Genomic DNA, 19489 nt, shown 5'->3' with positions numbered 1-19489 from the left:
AAACCTACAAATAGCAAGTCATTCAGGGCATAATCCGGGTCAGATAAGGAGAGAAAGACTGGCGGTTTTTCGCCGTGATTTTGTCTAATTCTTCCTTGGTAATCAGACCTGCCTCCCACAGATTTTCCAGCAGTTTCTGCGCCATATAATAATCAAATTCCTTTTGCAGTTCCTCATCTGTGAAAGGTTTCCGTTCAACCGTCTGATTCTGAAAACCAACCGTTATCTTTGTCACCTGCATGGTATTCCTCCCATCCGAAGGATGCCTCCTTCAGAATACGGAGATTTTCCCGGTGCTTTGAGGGGGTATCGCAGGCAAAAAAAATAAGGCCCGCAGGCCATGCAACTATCGCACAGCCCACGGGCAAGCCCATTCTTCCTCTTTTCTTTACTTAAAGACGCTTACAGTAATCCAGGGAAATCCAGCCAGCACCGCTCTTGAGTTTACCCCAACCCGCAGTAGAACCCGTGCCGGATTTTACCTCGGTAATGGTAAATACGCCTTTCCCGGTATACTTGCCGGTCTTGGCGTAATTCGTACCGGGACCTTTACGAATATTCAGGTCGGTCGCTGTTACCTGTACCAGGAAAGAGCCGGTCGAACTTCCAGAATCGGTCTGCTTTCCGGTGTAAACTACCTTCCCACTCTCGTCATACACGGAATAATCTACATTGGAGTCAGCGCATCTCTTGGCGTTATCCAGATTGTTAAAGGCTCCCTTCTGGCTCTTGGCGTCCGACCAGCTTTTGCGAACACGGTATAAGGCCGAAGTCGCAGAGCCGGAAGAAGAACCTCCCAGTGCCGCCGTTACCTTGGAGGCCAAATCCCCAAGACGGGAATACAGCCAGTCTCCCGGACAGGACTTGTTCGCAAACCAGCGATGGACGGTCAGCACCATCTCATCAGATTTCGGGGAATAGTTCAGTGTCTTATTCTTATCCCCCAGCCAGAGGAGTTTCTTTTTCCCGTTCCGCTTGCAGATGTCCGTACACAGTTTCACAAGGGAATTGTAAACGGCGGTGGTCATTGCGTAGGGAGCATTCAGATCGCTGGCACACTCGATGGTGACCGCCCTCTGGTCGTTGGCGCTGCTGGAAGAACACCAGGAGCGGTTCTTCTCCTCCACACAGAGGGCAATTTTCCCGTCTTTTCCAATACCGTAGTTACAACTGGCTTCTCTGGACGGGCTGGTAAAGCATCCGCAGATGCTCTCCGCCGTCAGCTGGCCAACCACACAGTGGGGCGTGATCCGGTCAATGGAATGCGTCCTCTGCCCGGAATGGTTCGGGCTAAGTTTTGTGTAAGATACAAGGGAACTGTTTGTGTAAGCCATATTATTTTTCCTCCTCTTTCTCTGCTCTGTCATGGAGCTGTTCTAATACCGTTTTGATCTTTTCCGGGATCGGCAGTCCCAGATGTCCCGCATTCTCCAGCAAGCTCACGCCTTCGTTGGAGATGTAGAAGAAGATCACCGCCGTCCGTAGGACTGCCCCGGTTCCGATCACCTGCACATCGATGATGTTTGCGATTCCGATCAGAAGGAAGATCAGTACCTTGCGGAAGATCCCTTTGAAGCCAACTGCGCTGGATAACTCTCGGTTGATAATGGCGCACATCACACCCGTGATGTAGTCGATCACCACAAAGGCAATGAGGGCATAAAGCAGGCCGTCACAGCCTCCAAGGAAATATCCCAGCCAGCCGCCCACAGCGGAAAAGATAAGTTGGATGGTGTTCCAGAATTCTTTCATGGTGCGTTCCTCCTTTGAAATGTTGGTATGAAAAAAGCGACTGCCCCGAAGAACAGTCACTGATTTCAAAAAAATATGAAGTTATGCTGTCCGCTTCCACATATAGCAGACGATATATGGCTGCAGATTGTTGTGGGCGCTACCGGAACCTGCCGCCGCAGTGGAGCCGGAAATGGTGTGCGTATGCGCCCCTCCGGAGGTTGTGGTTTTATTGGTCACTGCCGTATATCCGGAAGTGGCGTCTACAAGGCAGCGGTTGCCCCCGCCTTCAAGACCCCACGGGGCTTTCTGGTTCTGCAGGTTATGAGTATGCGCCCCGGCACTCGCCGTGGTCAGAGAACCTTTGGCATGGGAGTGGCTTGGCATCTGCGCTGTGGTCAGTGCTACTGTAGACGCTCCGCCTGTCTTTTCTGCCTTGTTGAAATTACTGTCGGATGTATTGATCCCCACCGGCACCCTGCCACTGCCCCAAGCTACCCATGTTCCTCCAAAATAGGTAGACGGGTTCGTGGAACTGGCACTCATATAAATACTGCCCACGGGGTACATGGTTTTGGCAAACTGCTGAATGTATTCTTTCAGGAGCATCCCATAGACCTTCACGTCCCAGTTCTCGGCTACCTCAAAGGTGTTATCAGTTTCCGATACCTTCCCAATCGCCACGCCTTTGCCACCGCTCTTAAAGTCCATAACCACGGCAGCTGTGGAGACAATCTCCTGCACGGAGATGGTGGAAAACGCATCCTCCAAGGTATAGCGCACATCATAGGATGTCTCCGTAGAGATTTGTCCTTTGCCGTAGGTGAAGGCCGTATTGGAGGCAAAGGTCACCCCGGCGTCCGTCCACTGCTCCGCAGACACTTGCTTGTACTGAACGGAGGTTTTGAGGGTATTCTTCCCGCCGCAGGTGGAATAGCCAAAGGACACCAGCGCATGGATGTATGTCCCGTCATCATCCAGCGTCCCGTTGCTTAGGCACCGCTGGGACATGGAGGAATCAAAATATGGCGGGGAATAGGCAGTCACCGTGATGGAAACGGATGCCTCCGCTGATACCCGTCCTCTGGAATCCGTTACGGTTGCCTTGAAAGTAATCGTCCCGGAATTGTTGAGAAACCCAGTGGTCAGCGTAGATGCCGAGCCACTGTATCCGCCGCCCGTAATGGAGTAAGATTTAATGGTGGAGCCATAGCTTCCCGCCGCCCCGTTGATGGTCAGCTTGACCTTCGATTTCGTCTGTACATAAATCCCCCACGCACTGGGGACGTCCCCGTCAATCCGGGATGCAGTCAGGCTGGAGATGGTGGGCTTCACACTGGCGGGGACACTTAAACTGAGCGTACAGGTCTTGGAGCCGATATTCGTATTCCCGTTATAGGTGGTGCAGGTAATCGTACAGGTGCCGCTGGTCGCATTCGGAATCTGACTGGCCAGAGAAAGGGCTGGCGTCCACGATACGGATGTTGCCGTTGTCTTGGTCACAATCGTCCCGCTGGTATTCCCAAAGAAATAGGTCAGCGTATGAGTGAACGAAGAGGATGCCCTGCTGATCGTAATCTTTCCAGCAGATCCCATTGTCATGTTTCCGGCGGATACACTGGATGCACGTGGAATGCTGTCCAGCGTGATGTTGGCGCTTGCTGAGATGGTTCCATAGTACGTCCCGCTTAACGTGGCCCGGATCTGGAACACAGCGGAAATCATCAAGGACTTACTGCCATCGCTGGCATGATTGACTGTCCTTGATACTGTTCCCAGCAAATGTGTCCCCGTACTGCTGATTGCTGGGGAGGAAAACGTCTGCGCCGATCCGTCAATGGTGCAGGTATTGTCGCTTCGTCCGCTAATACTTAAACTCCAGTCATTCACCAGATACAGCTTACAGGTAATGGTAGACGTATTGGCAGAGACATTCTTGCTCTGCGACCAGTCCACCCGCAGCTTATAATGCCCATCCCGGATGGAACCGGAAAAACTGCCGCTGGATGCCATTCTTCTCACCTCTTCCCATCATCAGCGTTTCAGACCGGGCCTCTCCACTTGATCGAGAGGTTCCCGTTGCTTCTTGGTATAAAATCAAACCACCCCCGGCTCTCATTGCCGAGAGACAGCTTGTTGCGGATCTCCGCATTAGTAATCACAAGGCTCTGGTTGGAGATATAGGCAATCTTCTGCCCGTTCTCCTTAAAAGCCAGTTCCTCGTTGGACATTTCTGCCGTGAAGGCGTTCCCGACCTTCCCCAGTTCAATGAGCGCCCCTTTAAACCGGATATACTCCTCCAAAAGCAACTGGTTCGTAGAGACATTTTCCTTGATCTCATCCGTGATCGCCGTGAAATCCATCCGGATTTCCGTGCTGTTCTGGGTAATGCTGGTCTCGAAATCCTTCTGGATGGTCTCCAGTTCCGAGCGGGAAATGAATTCTTCCCGGACGGACATATTGATCTGCTCTGAGGTTTTCGTGATTTCAGAGTAGCATTCCCGGATGTTTTCCTCCAAGGAAGCAATGTCATCCTCATAGCCAGAGAAATTCTGGAAAGTAGCCTGACAGCTGGTAATTAATGCCACGCTATCACCCCCGGTCAGTTGGAGACATCACACTGCAGCGTCAGGATGCTGTCAATATCCGCAGCGGAAAGGTAGATCACCTTCCCAGTCTTATCAAACTCTGCAGCGTGTCCGTCCTTGTCCTGCGCATACCATGTGTAGGTCAGGGACTGCTTTTCCGTGGCGGCTGTCCAAGCTGAGCCGGAATACTTCATCAGAGTCACCGTCTGGCCGGAGTGATCCACCTGATACCAGAAATCCCCTTCCTTGGGGTTGGACGGGGCGGTCTCCGAGATACTGCCAAGCAGGGGATCGACTTCCTTCTGGTTGGTGCGGACGATCACATAAGGCACCACGCCGCCAAGATTGTTCTTGACCGTAAAGCCTCCGATGGAGAGCATCTCCGACACATAAGGGTCGGATTTATCCTCCACCGTGATCACATCCTCATAGGTATTGCCCTTATAGGTCATCGTGCAGCGATAGGATTGGATATTCACGATATCCGCTCCGGATACCGACAGAGTGGAGGACGTCTCTCCGCTGATATTCTCCCATTCGCCGCCCGTGTACTTCGCCCACTGATAGGTTGCTCCTGTCGTAATCTCAGAAGCGCCGTCATAACCAACAGCCGCTAATGCAAGGCTGCCGGACTGGTTAATGACCACCGTGCCTTCCGGCGCATACACGGAGAACACAATCGCATTGGCTCCGCTGGCCCCGTTGCTGCCCTTATTGGATTTCGTCCATGCAAACTTCTTCACCACGGAGGCCCCAGAGATCGTAAAGGTCAGGTCAACCGTGCCGTTTAAGACCGTTGCCCCGCCGAGGGTCGCATTGACGGCAAAGGTCAGCACCACTGACCCGGCCTTGGAAGCGGTCGCAGCGGTATTGCTTTTCACCGTCACCCCAGAGGGCAGCGTCCCTACCGTACAGGTACAGGCAGTCTGATTGATTCCCACATATCCCATAAAGGGAATGGTCACCTCTGTAGCCGCCGCTACCAGACCGCCGGAAGTACAGGCGATATTCTGGGCCTCGTTTCCAAGGATGACGGAAAGCCCGCCCGTTCCGGCCGCACCCGGTTCGCCCTGAGAGCCGTCATAGATTTTCGTGAGGGAAGTGGTATCATACACATCCGGGTCATCGGTGGCCAGCTTGATCTGGGCCACCCCGTTAAAGAACACTGCGTGATCCGGTTTGACCACCAAGGTACCGCCGGAAATGCTGGTGTTATCCGGCGTGGTCGGATAATCCTTCCATGCCCCGGTGCTGTCCTTGTACTGCCATGCCGTAATGGTAACTCCCTGCACCTGTGCCGTCAGGGTAGCCTGCTTGGCCCCGACCAGAGAGGAATTGGAATCATACTTAAACACATAGGTGTCCGCAGACAGATAGGCCAGCTTGGCGTTCTGTGCGTTGCGGATCAGCGTGTAAGTGATGTCGGCGGAGATATTGACCGTGTTCTTCGTCTCCGAGTCGTAATAGCTGATATAGCAAAGGTAGGTGAGCATCCCGGATGCAGCCGCTGCCAGCTTATTGGCATTGACCGTCAGGACGCCTTTGGAAACGCTCTCCCCGGAGGTCAGCGCCGCTTCCGCACCGTTTCCCTCCTTCCGTTTCCACGAGATCGTAAGCCCCGATGCGTCCAGCGCCAGATTGGTCTGATCGAGGAACACCACCGGGGTAAGGGTCAAAGGTGTGCTGGCCCAATCCGGCGCATAGGTATGGGGCAGCACGTTAGGGTCTTCAATCTGCGACTTGGGCAGATTGGATGTGATATAGGCCGACAGTTTCCTCTGATCTGTGATATCCACAAAGGTCTGCTGGCTGGAAGTTAAAATTGCCATATTCGTCTCCTCCTGTTAAATCGTGATTTCACAATAAAATGACGCGTTGTCCGTCACATCTTCCGTGGTGACCGTGATGGATTTCATGCCCGTATGGGAACTGTCCCAGTCGGTATCGAGGTCTTCCCGGCCGGAATTCCGGTGCCAGACAAAGCTGCTGGCCGGAAGGGTATCTGTGATCTCCTTGTCCCACGAATACACCCGGCAGCGAAGGATGCTTTTCTGCCCCTTATCCCGGAAGATGTTCACCCCATCCACCACCAGTTCTGTCCGGTACATCTTCTGGGCATTGATGTGATCCACTTTCCCCGTGATCACCTCGATCTTGGAGGTCTGTCCTAACAGGTCATCCTCAATGGAAGTGATGTTCTGCTCCTGTTTGGCGGACTGGGAAGTCAGCCGGACGCCTGCCGCCCCGATGGTGATGGTATTGCCGGAAGGGTCAAGATAATCCCGTGTCCGGCTGAGACACAGGTATGTCCCGTCAATCCCGTGTGGCTTGGAAATACACCGGACATACATCCTTGCCCGGATGTCCCCGATATCCGCACCCGTATCGGACTCATCCACGATGGTCAGTTCCATGCTGGTGACACCTTTCACAAGTTCCGAGAGTCTGGCATTTGCTTTCCGCAGCAGATTCCCTGCCAGCGTCACATCCTCCCAAACTTCGGTCGTCCAGATCCAACCAATCTCTTTTACTGCTTCCTCATCGTACACATAGTTCCTGCCATCGTTCACCGCTGCAATATCCAGCCGGGTGTCCGTCTCGGATTCATTACCGTCCTCGTCTGTCTCGGTCAGCTTCGCCCCCAGCGGGATCAGCGCCGTCACCCGCTCCGTGTGGTCACGGGTAATCTTCACATCGGTCAAGTTCTTGCCAAACTCCACAGTCTGTAATGACCGGTCGGAAAAGTCCTCCAGATAATCCAGCACCTTCCTGTCTTCCTTATAACGCACCTGTAAGTACCCGCCATGTGTTTTGATCAGCTTGTCCTGTATGGCGTCCAGCGTCACAGAATAATCGGAATTGCTGTAACTGATATAGTCATTGTTATCTGTAACCGTCACCGTGCCAAGAGTGAACTGCTTCTTCTCCTCCACGGCAGCATTATGCACGGAAAGGAACTGCTCCAGCAGGCCCCGAAGTGGCCCCTGATAGGAAAATGGTGGCTGCATCGTGTCCTTCAGATACGCAAGGCAGGACTCGCACGTCCATGTGTGGGTGTTATAAAAATCCGTCCCGTCATCCAAGGCCCGCCCCTCAAATACGGTCAGGTCATCCTTCTTGCAGACAATCGTGGAAGCCATCGGCTGAATGGAAGAAAGATAGGGATGGTTGAACGGGGCAGAAAGGGTCAGGCTGTCGATATTCTCCGCATCCTCCTGTACCTTCGCCTCCGTGACGGAAAGCTGGGACAGGTGGGGATGGTAGAATAACTGGCCATCCACAAACACTCGAAACAAACTCATAGGCGTCCCTCCCGGTACCGGAAGGTAGTCGTTCCTTCTCCCGTAATGCTGAGCGAGTTCTGCCCTTCCTGCAGTTCCAGTTCCGGGAACGTCCACGTCCCGGCGCTGACAGACTTCTTGAATACATCTTCACCGATGCTCCAACTGAACGCCGTCTCTGCTGTGATGATGACCGTAGGTACCACCGGCATGTAATCATTGTTCAGGATCACCGTGCCGCCTCCGGTAATGGAGACCTCCGTTTCTTCTGTGTGATACCGGTAGGAATCTCCGTCCGAGCAGGACAGCATCATCTGCCCCTTCCCGGTGAGGGGATCATAGGCCGGTTCCAGTTCCAAGGTACCAACGGCATATAGCTCCGGCTCCTCACTTAAGATCACCTGACACAGCTGTCCGGCATAGAGATTGGCAAGAAGATCCTTCCTCTGGTTGAACTTCTCCCGGCTCCCCAGCATAGACAACGTAATGGTAAAACTCCGGGGTTGGTAGGACACCCGCCCAAGTGCCTCCGTAAAGCGGATCGGGGCATTGCGCCCCGGCACCACCACCGTATTGGTCTGCGACTGCGGCGTGGGAAAATCGATCTCTTCGCGGAGCCAGCCCATCGCATACATCCAACGGCCATTAATTTTCACATCTGCCCTCATAGGCTCAGCCTCCTTTGCAGTTTCTGTGTTTTCCCAAGACCGCTGTCAATAGCAGGGAGCAGATGCCCTACCAGCGTCCCGTCATCCAGATACAGCCCCTTGCAGCTGTTCTCGGCAATGATTGCCAGATACTTCTCCATTGCGCTGGTATTCATTCTGCTGGACAAAATATTTTCCAGCTGATTATAAAATCCCTTCAGCGGAAGCACCGCTTCTCGGCCAGCCTCACCACCTGCCATCAGGCTGCTGCCGTTCATGCCAAAGATGGTCGGTTTCGTTAGGATACCGCCTTCCTTATACCAGTCAATCGACAGGTGGGGAACGCTCGGCGGGGCAAGGGATAGCTTACCCGTAATCTTGAAATGGGGCAGCTTGATCTTTGGCAGTTCCAGCTTCATGCCGGAGAAGAACCCGCTGATCTTATCCACGATCCCTTTGATCGTATTCTTCGCCGCTTCAATCGGCTTCGTGATGGCAGTCTTAATCCCATTCCACACCGTAGTTGCGGTACTCTTGATCCCGTTAAACACGGAAGACACCGTACTCTTTACCGCATTAAACACACTGGAAACCTTGTTCTTAATGCCGTCCACCACCGTGGAAATAACAGATTTAATGCCATTCCACACCGTAGAAGCCACCGACTTGATGGCGTTAAAGACAGAAGTCACGGTATTTTTGATGGCATTGACCACTGCGGATACCTTGCTGCTGATGGCGTTCCAGATGGAACTGATCACGTTCTGGATGGCTCCCATGATGCTGGAGATCACACCGGAGATGGCCGATAATACAGAACTGACGGTATCCTTAATCCCGTTCCAGACGGAAGTGACGATGTCTTTGCAGTTCTCCCAGATAAACCGGAAAGGCAGCGTAATGATGTCCACAGCCCCCTGAATGATAGAGCCGAGCAGCATCACAGCCGTCTGCACCACGTTGCAGATGCCATTCCAAACATTCTGCAGGTGTGTCCAGAGGTTGGAAAACCACGTTTTCACGCTCTCGATCATGGTGCCGATCCCGGTGCAGATGGTATTCCACAGGTTCCCGAACCACTCCGTAATGGCTCCCCAGTTCTGGATGATGGCGATGATCCCGGCAATGGCTGCCGCTACCGCCGCAATCACGGCGATGATCGGAAGGAGGGAGATATTCAGCGCCCCAACCGACACCGCCAAAGCCGCAATGACCGGAGTCAGTGCCGTAAAGGCTGCCAGCAGAGCGCCAAGGATGACGATAAAGTTCTGCACAGGCCCCGGCAGCTGCGCAAACCATCCGCTCACCGTCTGGATCACACTGACCAGCGGCGGCAGGATCGTATTGGCAATCTCCGCCAGCTTTTCTCCCAGAGGGACAAGGGATTGCTGTAGCTTCCGGGTATTTGATTCCATCTCCTGCATGGGCGTGGTCGTGGCATCAAACAGCCCCTGTGCAGAGCCTTTCACACTGTCATAGGTGCTACCCACCGAAGTCAGGGACGTGATGAATTTCAGGTTTCCGTCCTCGGCCATCGTACCGAAGGCCAGCGCCGCAAGGTTTAAGGCTTCCTGCTGGTTCGTACACCCGGCGATATCCGCCACAATGGAGTCAATGACCTGTTTCTGGGTAGCACCGCCATTCTGCCATGAGGTAAACAACTCCTGTGTCTTTGTGGAGAACATCCCGATGGACTCCCCGATGGTGCCGTCCACCAGACGGGTGGTGACCTCGTTGATGGCATCATTGACCTTATCAAGGTTGTATGCGCCGTTCTTCAAACCATTGTCCAGCAGCTGGAAATACTCCGAGGCAGAATAGCCTGCCTGTGCGAACTTCCCGGCATACTCGGAGAGGTTATCGCCCAGTTCATTGGTCTTATCCAGGCCGTTCTGGGTACCCACCACGATATAGTCCATCGCTTCCTGCGCCGTCAGACCGTACTGCTGCATGAGGGAATTGACACCCCGGAGGGTTTCATTCATGTCAATGCCGTACAGTTCTTCCAGCGTAATCGCCTGCTGGGTCAGGTTGGTGAGATCCGTTTCACTCAAATCCCCAAGGTTCTTTTTGACCATCAAAACTGCATTGGCCACAGCATCCATGCTTTCTCCGACACCGGAGGAGTACACATTTTTAATGACATTTGCAGACTGCTCCGCAGCCTGTCCCGTCTCGCCAAAGTAAGCATTTACCTTGGTTACGGCGCTCTCCGTATCCGTATAGGCATCCAGCGCCTTATCCCCGATCTCCTGTATCTTATCGCCCACGGCAGACAGCTGATCCGCCGCCTGCATCAGTGCAGCGCCCTTCGTGTTCTCCGCAATCTGTCCCACATCGTCCGCTGTATTTTCCGCAGCGTCCCCGGCCGCTCTTAGCTGCTGGATCAGGTTTTGGATCGCCTGTCCGTCATCCACAGTATCCAGAGCATCCGTCAGCTGGCGGATATCGGCTTTGCCGCCTGTGGCAGACTTCCCGATCTTCTCAAGGGCTGCCCGCAGCTGATCAGAATTGGCAGTCCCGTTTTTAATTGCAGAGGTCAGCCTGCTGCCAAGCACATCCGCATAATCATCCACCTCTGTTCCGGTAGCGGCAAACAATTTTTCCAGCCTTGCGGTATTCTGGGAGAGGGCGTCCTGCTCCGTCTGCAAATCAGAAAGGTCAGCCTTGTATTTATTCAGCTTCCCACGGGTTTCCTCAATCTCCCTCTGGAACGCCTGATACTTATCGGCCCCAATATCACCACGGGCAAAAGCTGCGGCCACCTGCTCCTGTGCGGCCTCCAAAGCCGACAGCTTTTCTTCCGTCTGGCTCACTGCCTGCGCCAGTAATTCCTGCTTCTGCGCCACCAGTACCGTATTGGAAGGATCGAGTTTTAAGAGACGGTTCACGTCATTTAAGGCAGACTGCGTTTTCGTGATGGAAGAATTGACACTCTTTAACGCTTTGTCAAGACCAGTGGTATCGCCGCCAATCTCCACCGTAATACCTTTGATACGATTTGCCACAGCTTTCACCTCCCTCATAAAAAATGAACATTTTGTAAAACAACTGCGTTTGTATTGCTTTTAGCAATCAAAAGAGATATAATAAAGCCAGAAAATCAAAGCGAGGTGATTATCATGGCACGAACTGCATCCAGAACCGCAAATGTATATACGAGAGTAGACCCTGAAACAAAAGAACAGGCAGAGGCGATTCTGAACCAGCTTGGAATTCCTATGTCGAATGCGATCGGAATGTTCCTAAAGCAGGTTGTCCTCCATCGTGGCATACCGTTTGATATGAGACTTCCATCAGCAAAGCCGGTCGCAATCGGCGGTATGACGAAAGAACAGATTGATATGGAACTCCAAAAAGGTATGGACGATATCGCAGCAGGCCGCGTTGTCTCCGCAGATGAAGTAGACGCAGAAATGAGGAGACTGTACGGCATATGAAGATCGTTTATACCTTTCAGGCACAGCAGGATTTAAAAAACATTTACGAATACATTGCCTATTCGCTTCTTGTCCCGGATACCGCCCGCAATATGTACCAGCAGATCATGCAAAGCGTACGGTCTCTTGAAATCATGCCGGAGCGGAACCCTCTCTATAAAGAAGAACCGTGGCACAGCCAGGGTGTACGTTTTATACCGGTAAAAAACTATCTGCTGTTTTATACCGTCAACAATGAAACGCACACGGTATCTATCGCCCGTATCCTTTACGGCGGGATGGATATCAACCGTCAGTTGGAAGAAACCATTGACTTTTAATATTGCAGTAAAGAGTGAAAGCGCCGATTCCGATCGACGCTTTTTCTCTGCTTAAAATTTGTCAAAGTCCTCCTGAGTGGCAAGCCTCTTATATTTCACGCCGTCATTGGATTTTTCCGTCCACATATCCAGAACCAGCCCAATCGTGAGCAAGTCCAGATCCCGGATGGAAATCCCCAGTTCCACACTCCGCAGAAGGAACAGCGGCGTGGTCATTTCCCGCTCACTTCTGCCAATCTTTTTTTTGACGTCACATCCGTCACAAGGTTCTCACCCCAGAGCTCCAGGATCTGCGGCAGTACCTCGTAAATGGAGAACATATCAAACTGATCCAACCAGTCCTCAATATTCGCCGGAATGCTGTTGTCCGCATGGTAGGCCATCACATAGGCCACATTCTCGAAGATCTCCAGATCCTCGATCTGCAGCTCCTCGCCATTTTCCGTCTTACCCTTATAGGATTTTTCCAGCTTGGACAGGTCCTTGAAAATATCCCGTTTAAACTTTGCCCGGTACAGGCGGGGGATCGTGGCAGAGGAACGGAAGGGCACCTTTTTCCCGCTGATTTCTATCTCACGCTTAATCATACGCTTTCATCCTCTCCACTTATTTCTTCTGGTTCTTCTTCAGTTGGTGTGTACACTGCTTTATACCAATTCGTATAAGTACCGGAGTCTGTCGTATCACCAGTACGCGCCTTGACCAGCCCATCGGAACGTGGATCAGCCGTAATCGACAAAGTCTCCGTTCCCGGTTCAATCGTATCTTCCTTCGTCTCCGACTCAATAGACGGACGGGAGGCAGAGCAGTTATACAGCACATGGCGGATGGCGTTCACGTCCCCGTCAAATTCAAAAAGCAAAGCGAATTTCACACTCTCGCCAACACCGCTGTTTTCTACCAGCACCCCTTTGGCGTCCAGCTTCTCCTGCAGGATTTCCGTGCGGAACCACTCCGGGATCAGGGCAATCTCCAGATCACCGCTATAACCGTTGTTGGTCACGCTACGGAAATATACGATGCCATCCGCATAGAAGGGGCTGGTTTCGCCCTCCGCATCCAGACTGATACTTACTGCGCCGGGGATTGCCTTTGGCTCCGCATACGAAAAGGTAACCGTGCCATCGGAGTCCGTCTCAGTCAGCTTTGCGGCATGGACGTTTTTCAGATTATACTTGACCTTGTTTCCCATAAAAATAAAACCTCCATTTCAAACGAGTAAAGGACTTCATAGAGCTTTTCACTCTCGATCCAGACCTCTGTTTTGTCATAAAAAATACCATGCGTATCCAGCACGACTTCCAGTTTCTGTTCCACAGCCAGATCCTTGCTGTCTGTGTACAGTTCGATATTCACACTGCTGACCTTCAGATAAACCTTCCCGTCTGCGGAAAAGTTATCGCTCTGGGGCAGAAGGTAGCAGATGAACGGAGGAGCGGGGGATTCCCCTTCCGCAAAGTGATCATAAGCAAACGGGATACCTGTCTCCTCCAAAAGTTTCACAAAATCATCCATTCGTCATGCTCCTCTCAATCTCACGCTCCAGTTGTTCGATACCAGATTCTTCCGCAGCGGCGATATGGGGTCTTGCGGCAACCCGGCCGCCGCCACGCTTCGCATGGCCAAACTCCAGCAGATGGGCAAGCTGATACCGGTTCTTGGAATGCACTGTTACCTGTAGGACATTGGTGCTCTCCTTTGTGGTCTTCGCCGCCCAGCTTTTGGCATAGTCACCGGTATCTCTCGGTGCGCTGGCTTCAATATCCTTCCGGACGGTTGCCGCCGCTTTCTTTACCGCAGATTTCATATCTTCTGTAGCTAAATCCGCATATTCTTCCAATTCCTCCATCACCGCTGCGGAAAGCTGGCTGATTGGGATTTTCCTTCCCATCCTACCGCCTCACTTTCTCACAGGACAGCTTGATGCTTTTGCGCCTGTAATTCATGTGATCCACAGCGGCGATATTGTAAAGTTCCCCATTGAACTCTACACGGAAATGGGTGCTGTCAATCTCAGCCGCCTTTTTGCACCAGCGGATTGTAAAATCAATGCTGGAGTCATCCACCACCATACCGGCATCCGTCTGTTCCTTCCCGGCCTCACCGCTGACAGTCGCATAGCAGGTATAGAAAGGCTTCCACTCATTCCGGCGATTTCCGATGGCATCTGTGACCACCGTATTCTTTGAAATGAAAATCCTGACATTCAACAGTTCAATTTTCATCAGAAAGCCTCCTTCCTTGAGCCAAACAGAAGGGAGCGGATTGTCAGAGCCAAATCATGATGATCCGCTTCCTCCCGGTGTTCATAGAAATATGCGGCTGCATACATGACAGCAATTTTTACGGTCTCATCCTTTTCCAAATCCGCTGTCTCATCTGCCCGGAGAATATCCCGGCAAAGCTGCTCGGCAGATACTATAAAGCCCGTAATCAACTGGTCATCATCTTCATAATCAACCCGGAGATACTGTTTCATCTCTTCCAGCGTTACCACCATCATCCTCACCTCCAACAGGGAAGAAGAGCGTGGAGGCTATCTTCACGCCCTTCCATATCTATCTGTATCCTTAACCTGCAGATCCCGCTTTCTGTACCAGCACCTTCACAGCCTCCGGCAGGATCATCTTACCGTCCACTCTCTGAGAGCCAAGGAAACCGACCTGTCCGTTTGCCGCATACAGCTCATTGAGACGTTTAAAGGAACGCCCCTGGCGGTCTGCAATCCAGTAATAAGAGAAATCGCCAAAAGCGATGGTCTTCGCACCGGCCGCAATAACAGGCATATAGGTGGAAGTTTTCACCGGCCGACCAAGAATCATATCCGGCGTACCAGCTACCAGGGACGGCTGCCACAGGTACTGGCCGTTGTTATCCTTCAGCTTGCGGATAGCCTTGATGGTGGAGTCGTTCAAAATCCACACGGCATTTTTACGGTATGGGGATTTCAGCGAGTAGAACAGATCCATCAGTTCATCTGCTGTCACCGCAGTGGCGGATGCCGCCGTCACACCGGTTTCCGCACCACCAGAGGCAGCCAGGATTCCCAGAGGCTTTCCGGTGCCATCCCCAGTAAAGAAGGCTTCCTCCTCTTTGGTTCCGATCCTTCTTGCAAACTCCCTGGCAATATAGGACTCCAGGTCAAACACACTGTCATTTAACAGTTCCTCGGAGACCTTGATCATCGTCCCCAGCTTGTAGGCTCCAATGGATACCTGCGCAAAAGAGTCATCGCTTTCCGTGTAGGCTCCTTCCTCATCAATCCAGGAAGCGGTTCCCTTGGATGCCACCACTGGGATCTTCCGGTCGCCGCTGGAGGTCTGGATCACCTTGGCAAGCTGGCGGAAGATGTTTTCTTCTTCCAGCGCCTCCACCAGAGTACGCTCATATTCATCCGGCACCAGATAGCCGCCCTCGGAATCCGTCCCGATCTGCAGCGCATTCACCACAGAAGGCATCGGTGCTTTGGAACGCATCATATTCCAGAAGTTCTGGCGGTACTCATCCGCCGCACGGCCAGTCTTGACCTCCTCCTTACCGTTCATAGGCTTACCCGTCAGGGGCTTGTTCACCGGGCGGTTCAGTTCCGCATCCAGCGCCTCCTGGCGTTCCAGGCGGGCAATCTCCTTGCCCAGGTCGGTGATCTCTTGCTCCATACGGGTGTAGGCGGCATCATCCTCGGCAGACAGGATGCCTTTATCGTTTCTATGGGAATCCAAAAATGCCTTTGCGGCTTCCCAAGCTTTGGCGCGCTTCTCGCGCAGTTCCAAAATCGTCATTGTGGTATCCTCCTTAATTTTTCAAAAGATTGAGCCGCTCGTAGAGACTATCTACCGAGCGGCCCTTGGGTTTGGAATCTTCAATTTTCTTCGGGTTGGTCCTGCACCTGGCTGCAATCTTATCCATCAGGGAATTGACTACAGCCGCTTTGGAATACAGCATGGACACCGCAGGCGGCTCCATGTCCTCCGGGATCTCCGCCCGTGCCAGGACATCATCGGCAAAGCCAAGTTCTACCGCCTTGTTTGCGTCCATCCAGGTTTCCGCGTCCATGAGATGAGACAGCTTGGCGCGGGACAGGCCGGTCTTGATCTCATAGGCATTGATGATGGAATCCTTCACGCTTGAAAGCATCTCGATAGCCTTCTGCATCTCTGCGGTATCACCCATGGCCACGGTCATGGGATTATGGATCATCATCATGGACACCGGCGATACCAGCACCTTCGTACCAGCCATCGCAATGACCGATGCGGCGCTGGCCGCAATGCCGTCAATCTTGACCGTGACATTGTGCGGATAATCCATCAGCATGTTATATATCTGGGCCGCCGCCACACAATCACCGCCGGGACTGTTGATCCAGACGATGATATCTCCGTCCCCAGCCATCAGTTCTTCCTTAAAAAGCTGGGGAGTCACATCGTCGTCAAACCAGCTTTCCTCGGCGATGGTGCCGTTTAAGAACAGCGTCCTCACTGCCGGAGCTGTCTCCGTCTCCGCCTGGTTCTTCCACTTCCAGAACTTCTTCATCGGGGTCTTCCTCCTTTCCCGTTTGTGTATCTGCAAAAGCCCCGGCGTTTCCAAGCGGGAGCATATTGCCATTGATAAGGTACAGGTCGCCGCCTTCCTCGGCAGGGATGCGGTCCATGTTCTCCAGTTCCCGGATGTCATTGGCGCTCATCCAGCCGTTCTGCCTTGCCGTAGCATAGCCGGACATCCTGCTGGCATAATCACCACGGAGCAGCCCCTCCACGTTGAACTTAGCAAAATACCGTTTCTTTTCCTCTGGGGAAAACAGCGTCCTCTGGATGGACTGCTCCCAGCGCACAAGCCAGGGCTCCAATGTGTATTTCACGAACTCCAGAGACTGCTGCTCAATATTAGAAAAGCTCGACTTTTCAAGGTCTCCGACCATATGAGGCGGCACCCGGAAAATTCGAGCGATCTCATTGATTTGAAATTTTCTGGTTTCCAAAAACTGTGCCTGTTCCGGCGAGATGCCAATGGGCGTGTATTTCATACCTTCCTCTAAGACAGCGATCTTATTGGCATTACCGCTGCCTCCAAAGGTGGACTGCCAGCTTTCCCGAACACGGGCAGGGTCCTTAATGGTACCTGGATGCTCCAGCACGCCGCCGGGGGCCGCGCCGTTAGCAAAGAACTTTGCCCCGTACTCCTCACAGGCAATGGCCATGCCGATAGCGTTCTTCGCCATAGCGATAGGGGAATACCCCACCAGCCCGTCAAAGCCAAGCCCTGGGATGTGCAGCACATCAGAAGGGTTCAGCCGGACAAGGCTGCCTTTGACTGTGGGCGCATCATCCATGCTGACGGTGTATTCGTAGTAAAGCTGTCCGCTGCTGTCACGATTAACGGTCATCCGATCCGGCATCAGCGGATAGAGGGCGATGACCTCGCCTTTTCCGTTGCGGATAATCTGGGCGTAAGCGTTGCCCCAGAGGAGCAGATGCGTCATCAACGTTTCCCGGAACACAAAGGAACTCATCTCCGGGTTTGGCTCATCGTGCAGCAAAAGATACAGCGGATGATCGATGGCTTTCTCCTTACTGCCGTCCTCCTTATAGCGGTAAAGGTGCAGGGGAAGCCCCGCCACTGCTTCTGCCAGGATACGGACGCAGGAGTACACTGCCGTCATCTGCATGGCAGACCGTTCATTGACCCGTTTGCCCGCAGAGCTGCCCCCAAAGAAAAAGCTGTAGGCACTGCCCGTAGTACGGTTCTGGGGCTTATCCCTGGAACGGAAAAGCCCGGAAAAGATACCCATATCGAATCACCATCCTTTCAGATAAACAAAAGGCCCCGGCTGTCATAAACCGAAGCACCTGTATCGTTGCCACAGCGGATCGCACGGTCAAGCCCCATGATGGTGGCAATCGCCCCGTCAATCTTCTCTGTGGATTTTTCCTTGTCCGCTTTAATATTGCCGGCCGGGTCGGTACGGATGAAGATGTTGTCCATCATCCACCGCAGCACCGGGTGACCGACGTGGGCAATTTTCTCCTCCAGTACCAGCTTCATCAGTTCCTTTGTCGGCGGGGACATATCCTTAAAGCCCTGCCCGAAGGGAACTACCGTAAAGCCCATGCCCTCTAGGTTCTGCACCATCTGCACAGCACCCCAGCGGTCAAAGGCAATCTCCCGTATGTTGAACCGCTCGCCCAACTGTTCGATGAATTTCTCGATGTAGCCGTAGTGAACCACATTGCCCTCGGTAGTCATCAGCACGCCTTGGCGCTCCCACAGGTCATAGGGAACATGGTCGCGCCGGACACGGAGGTCAAGCGTTTCCTCCGGTATCCAGAAGTATGGGAGGATATAATATTTATCCTCCTCATCCAGGGGCGGGAACACCAGCACGAAAGCCGTAATATCTGTGGTAGAGGACAGATCCAGCCCGCCGTAGCAGATGCGCCCTTCCAGATCGTCCTCGGAAACCGGGAACGCACAGGCGTCCCACTTATCCATCGGCATCCAGCGGACGGACTGCTTCACCCACTGGTTCAGCCTAAGCTGCCGGAAAGCATTCTCCTCACCAGGGTTCTGCTGGGCAGATTCACAAGCGGCTTTGACCTTATCGATACCCACCGTGATACCGAGGGAGGGGTTTGCCTTCTTCCAGACCTTGGGATCTGTCCAGTCCTCATCCTCGGCAGCGCCGTAAATGACAGAATAGAAGGTGGAATCAACCTTCCTGCCTTCCGCAATGTCAATGGCTTTCTGGTGTACCTCGTAGCAGATGGAGTTGGTGTCGTTCCCCGCTGTGGTGATCAGAAAATACAGCGGCTGCATCCGGGCGTCGCCGGAGCCTTGCAGCATGACGTCAAAGAGTTTCCGGTTGGGCTGGGTGTGCAGCTCATCAAAGATCACGCCGTGGGTATTGAAGCCGTGCTTGTTTGCCACATCCGCCGACAGCACCTGGTATGAGGAGTTGGTGGGCAGATAGGTGATCTTCTTCTGGGACTCCAGAATCTTTACCCGCTTGGAGAGCGCCGGGCAGAACCGCACCATATCCACCGCCACATCAAAGACGATCTTCGCCTGGTTGCGGTCGGCGGCGCAGCCGTACACCTCGGCACGTTCCTCGCCGTCTCCGCAGAGAAGCAAAAGCGCCACAGCGGCGGCAAGCTCCGACTTGCCCTGCTTCTTGGGAATCTCAATATATGCTGTATTGAACTGCCGGTAGCCGTTGGGCTTTAACACGCCGAACAGGTCACGGATGATCTGCTCCTGCCAGTCGATCAGTTCAAAGGGCTTGCCCGCCCAGGTACCCTTGGTATGGCAGAGAGACTCGATGAACATCACCGCATAATCGGCGGCGTCCTTATCGTAGTGCGAGGTCTTCGCCATGAACTTTGTTGTTTTGTATTTTTTCAGTTTTCGCATGGACACCACCTCCAAAATGGCATAAAAATAAGCCGCATCGCTGCGACTTCCAAAATGGTTCTGTACGAGAGAAAG

General features: G+C 53.0%; 22 protein-coding genes. 2 read left to right on the top strand and 20 right to left on the bottom strand.

Going from position 1 to position 19489, the window contains the following annotated elements:
• Positions 1–22 precede the first annotated feature (22 nt).
• The 9 genes from ACGHCT_RS06995 to ACGHCT_RS06955 form a co-directional block, all read right to left on the bottom strand.
• Entirely contained in the window at positions 23–241 is a 219-nt protein-coding gene (locus tag ACGHCT_RS06995; RefSeq protein ID WP_390439120.1) for an SHOCT domain-containing protein, read from the bottom strand.
• A gap of 151 nt (positions 242–392) precedes the next feature.
• Positions 393–1334: an N-acetylmuramoyl-L-alanine amidase gene (locus ACGHCT_RS06990; RefSeq protein ID WP_390439118.1), complete on the bottom strand. Its 942-nt coding sequence runs from the start codon at positions 1332–1334 to the stop codon at positions 393–395.
• A 1-nt stretch (position 1335) separates the two neighbouring features.
• Complete coding sequence (locus ACGHCT_RS06985) at positions 1336–1752, bottom strand: holin family protein (RefSeq protein ID WP_390439116.1); 417 nt, start codon at positions 1750–1752, stop codon at positions 1336–1338.
• Positions 1753–1833: 81 nt separating this feature from the next.
• Complete coding sequence (locus ACGHCT_RS06980) at positions 1834–3744, bottom strand: DUF859 family phage minor structural protein (RefSeq protein ID WP_390439114.1); 1911 nt, start codon at positions 3742–3744, stop codon at positions 1834–1836.
• 29 nt (positions 3745–3773) lie between these two features.
• Positions 3774–4319: a hypothetical protein gene (locus ACGHCT_RS06975; RefSeq protein ID WP_390439112.1), complete on the bottom strand. Its 546-nt coding sequence runs from the start codon at positions 4317–4319 to the stop codon at positions 3774–3776.
• Positions 4320–4333: 14 nt separating this feature from the next.
• A complete protein-coding gene (locus ACGHCT_RS06970; protein WP_390439110.1) occupies positions 4334–6148 on the bottom strand; it encodes a hypothetical protein in 1815 nt (604 codons plus the stop codon).
• Between the two features lie 15 nt (positions 6149–6163).
• Entirely contained in the window at positions 6164–7621 is a 1458-nt protein-coding gene (locus tag ACGHCT_RS06965; RefSeq protein ID WP_390439108.1) for a phage tail spike protein, read from the bottom strand.
• The gene (locus ACGHCT_RS06960) at positions 7618–8268 is read right to left on the bottom strand and encodes a hypothetical protein (RefSeq protein ID WP_390439106.1); all 651 of its coding nucleotides are present in this window, start codon (positions 8266–8268) and stop codon (positions 7618–7620) included. Before ACGHCT_RS06960 ends, ACGHCT_RS06965 begins: the two co-directional genes overlap by 4 nt.
• On the bottom strand, positions 8265–11255 hold the full coding sequence (locus tag ACGHCT_RS06955) for a phage tail tape measure protein (protein WP_390439104.1): 2991 nt from the start codon (positions 11253–11255) through the stop codon (positions 8265–8267). The genes ACGHCT_RS06960 and ACGHCT_RS06955 overlap by 4 nt, the downstream gene beginning before the upstream one ends.
• 114 nt (positions 11256–11369) lie before the next feature.
• Here ACGHCT_RS06955 and ACGHCT_RS06950 point away from each other — a divergent pair, with 114 nt between their 5' ends.
• Both ACGHCT_RS06950 and ACGHCT_RS06945 read left to right on the top strand, forming a co-directional pair.
• Positions 11370–11687 carry a type II toxin-antitoxin system RelB/DinJ family antitoxin gene (locus ACGHCT_RS06950; protein WP_390439102.1) on the top strand — a complete coding sequence of 106 codons (318 nt, stop codon included), beginning with the start codon at positions 11370–11372 and terminating at the stop codon, positions 11685–11687.
• Positions 11684–12007: a type II toxin-antitoxin system RelE/ParE family toxin gene (locus tag ACGHCT_RS06945; protein WP_390439100.1), complete on the top strand. Its 324-nt coding sequence runs from the start codon at positions 11684–11686 to the stop codon at positions 12005–12007. The genes ACGHCT_RS06950 and ACGHCT_RS06945 overlap by 4 nt, the downstream gene beginning before the upstream one ends.
• Before the next feature lie 51 nt (positions 12008–12058).
• On the opposite strand, the gene ACGHCT_RS06940 is transcribed toward ACGHCT_RS06945, so the two are convergent.
• From ACGHCT_RS06940 to ACGHCT_RS06890, 11 genes are all read right to left on the bottom strand, one after another.
• Positions 12059–12223: a hypothetical protein gene (locus ACGHCT_RS06940; protein ID WP_171027895.1), complete on the bottom strand. Its 165-nt coding sequence runs from the start codon at positions 12221–12223 to the stop codon at positions 12059–12061.
• The gene (locus ACGHCT_RS06935) at positions 12220–12594 is read right to left on the bottom strand and encodes a hypothetical protein (RefSeq protein ID WP_005947633.1); all 375 of its coding nucleotides are present in this window, start codon (positions 12592–12594) and stop codon (positions 12220–12222) included. The genes ACGHCT_RS06940 and ACGHCT_RS06935 overlap by 4 nt, the downstream gene beginning before the upstream one ends.
• Positions 12591–13199 (bottom strand): major tail protein, encoded by a 609-nt coding sequence (locus tag ACGHCT_RS06930; protein ID WP_390439097.1) that lies wholly within the window; start codon positions 13197–13199, stop codon positions 12591–12593. Before ACGHCT_RS06930 ends, ACGHCT_RS06935 begins: the two co-directional genes overlap by 4 nt.
• Positions 13172–13522, bottom strand: a complete 351-nt coding sequence (locus ACGHCT_RS06925) for a hypothetical protein (protein ID WP_390439095.1) — start codon at positions 13520–13522, stop codon at positions 13172–13174. Before ACGHCT_RS06925 ends, ACGHCT_RS06930 begins: the two co-directional genes overlap by 28 nt.
• Positions 13515–13898, bottom strand: a complete 384-nt coding sequence (locus tag ACGHCT_RS06920) for an HK97 gp10 family phage protein (RefSeq protein WP_390439093.1) — start codon at positions 13896–13898, stop codon at positions 13515–13517. Before ACGHCT_RS06920 ends, ACGHCT_RS06925 begins: the two co-directional genes overlap by 8 nt.
• Before the next feature lies 1 nt (position 13899).
• A complete protein-coding gene (locus ACGHCT_RS06915) occupies positions 13900–14232 on the bottom strand; it encodes a phage head closure protein (RefSeq protein ID WP_005947628.1) in 333 nt (110 codons plus the stop codon).
• Positions 14232–14510, bottom strand: a complete 279-nt coding sequence (locus ACGHCT_RS06910) for a head-tail connector protein (RefSeq protein ID WP_390439091.1) — start codon at positions 14508–14510, stop codon at positions 14232–14234. The genes ACGHCT_RS06915 and ACGHCT_RS06910 overlap by 1 nt, the downstream gene beginning before the upstream one ends.
• 67 nt (positions 14511–14577) lie before the next feature.
• Positions 14578–15786 carry a phage major capsid protein gene (locus tag ACGHCT_RS06905; RefSeq protein ID WP_390439089.1) on the bottom strand — a complete coding sequence of 403 codons (1209 nt, stop codon included), beginning with the start codon at positions 15784–15786 and terminating at the stop codon, positions 14578–14580.
• Positions 15787–15799: 13 nt separating this feature from the next.
• The gene (locus ACGHCT_RS06900; RefSeq protein ID WP_390439087.1) at positions 15800–16540 is read right to left on the bottom strand and encodes a head maturation protease, ClpP-related; all 741 of its coding nucleotides are present in this window, start codon (positions 16538–16540) and stop codon (positions 15800–15802) included.
• The gene (locus tag ACGHCT_RS06895; protein WP_390439085.1) at positions 16437–17795 is read right to left on the bottom strand and encodes a phage portal protein; all 1359 of its coding nucleotides are present in this window, start codon (positions 17793–17795) and stop codon (positions 16437–16439) included. Before ACGHCT_RS06895 ends, ACGHCT_RS06900 begins: the two co-directional genes overlap by 104 nt.
• A gap of 17 nt (positions 17796–17812) precedes the next feature.
• Complete coding sequence (locus ACGHCT_RS06890) at positions 17813–19414, bottom strand: terminase large subunit (RefSeq protein ID WP_390439083.1); 1602 nt, start codon at positions 19412–19414, stop codon at positions 17813–17815.
• Between the last annotated feature and the right edge of the window lie 75 nt (positions 19415–19489).

The sequence above is a fragment of the Lactonifactor longoviformis genome, assembly GCF_042848515.1.
Lineage (GTDB): Bacteria > Bacillota > Clostridia > Lachnospirales > Lachnospiraceae > Lactonifactor > Lactonifactor longoviformis.
This window is presented reverse-complemented; position numbering and strand designations above follow the sequence as displayed.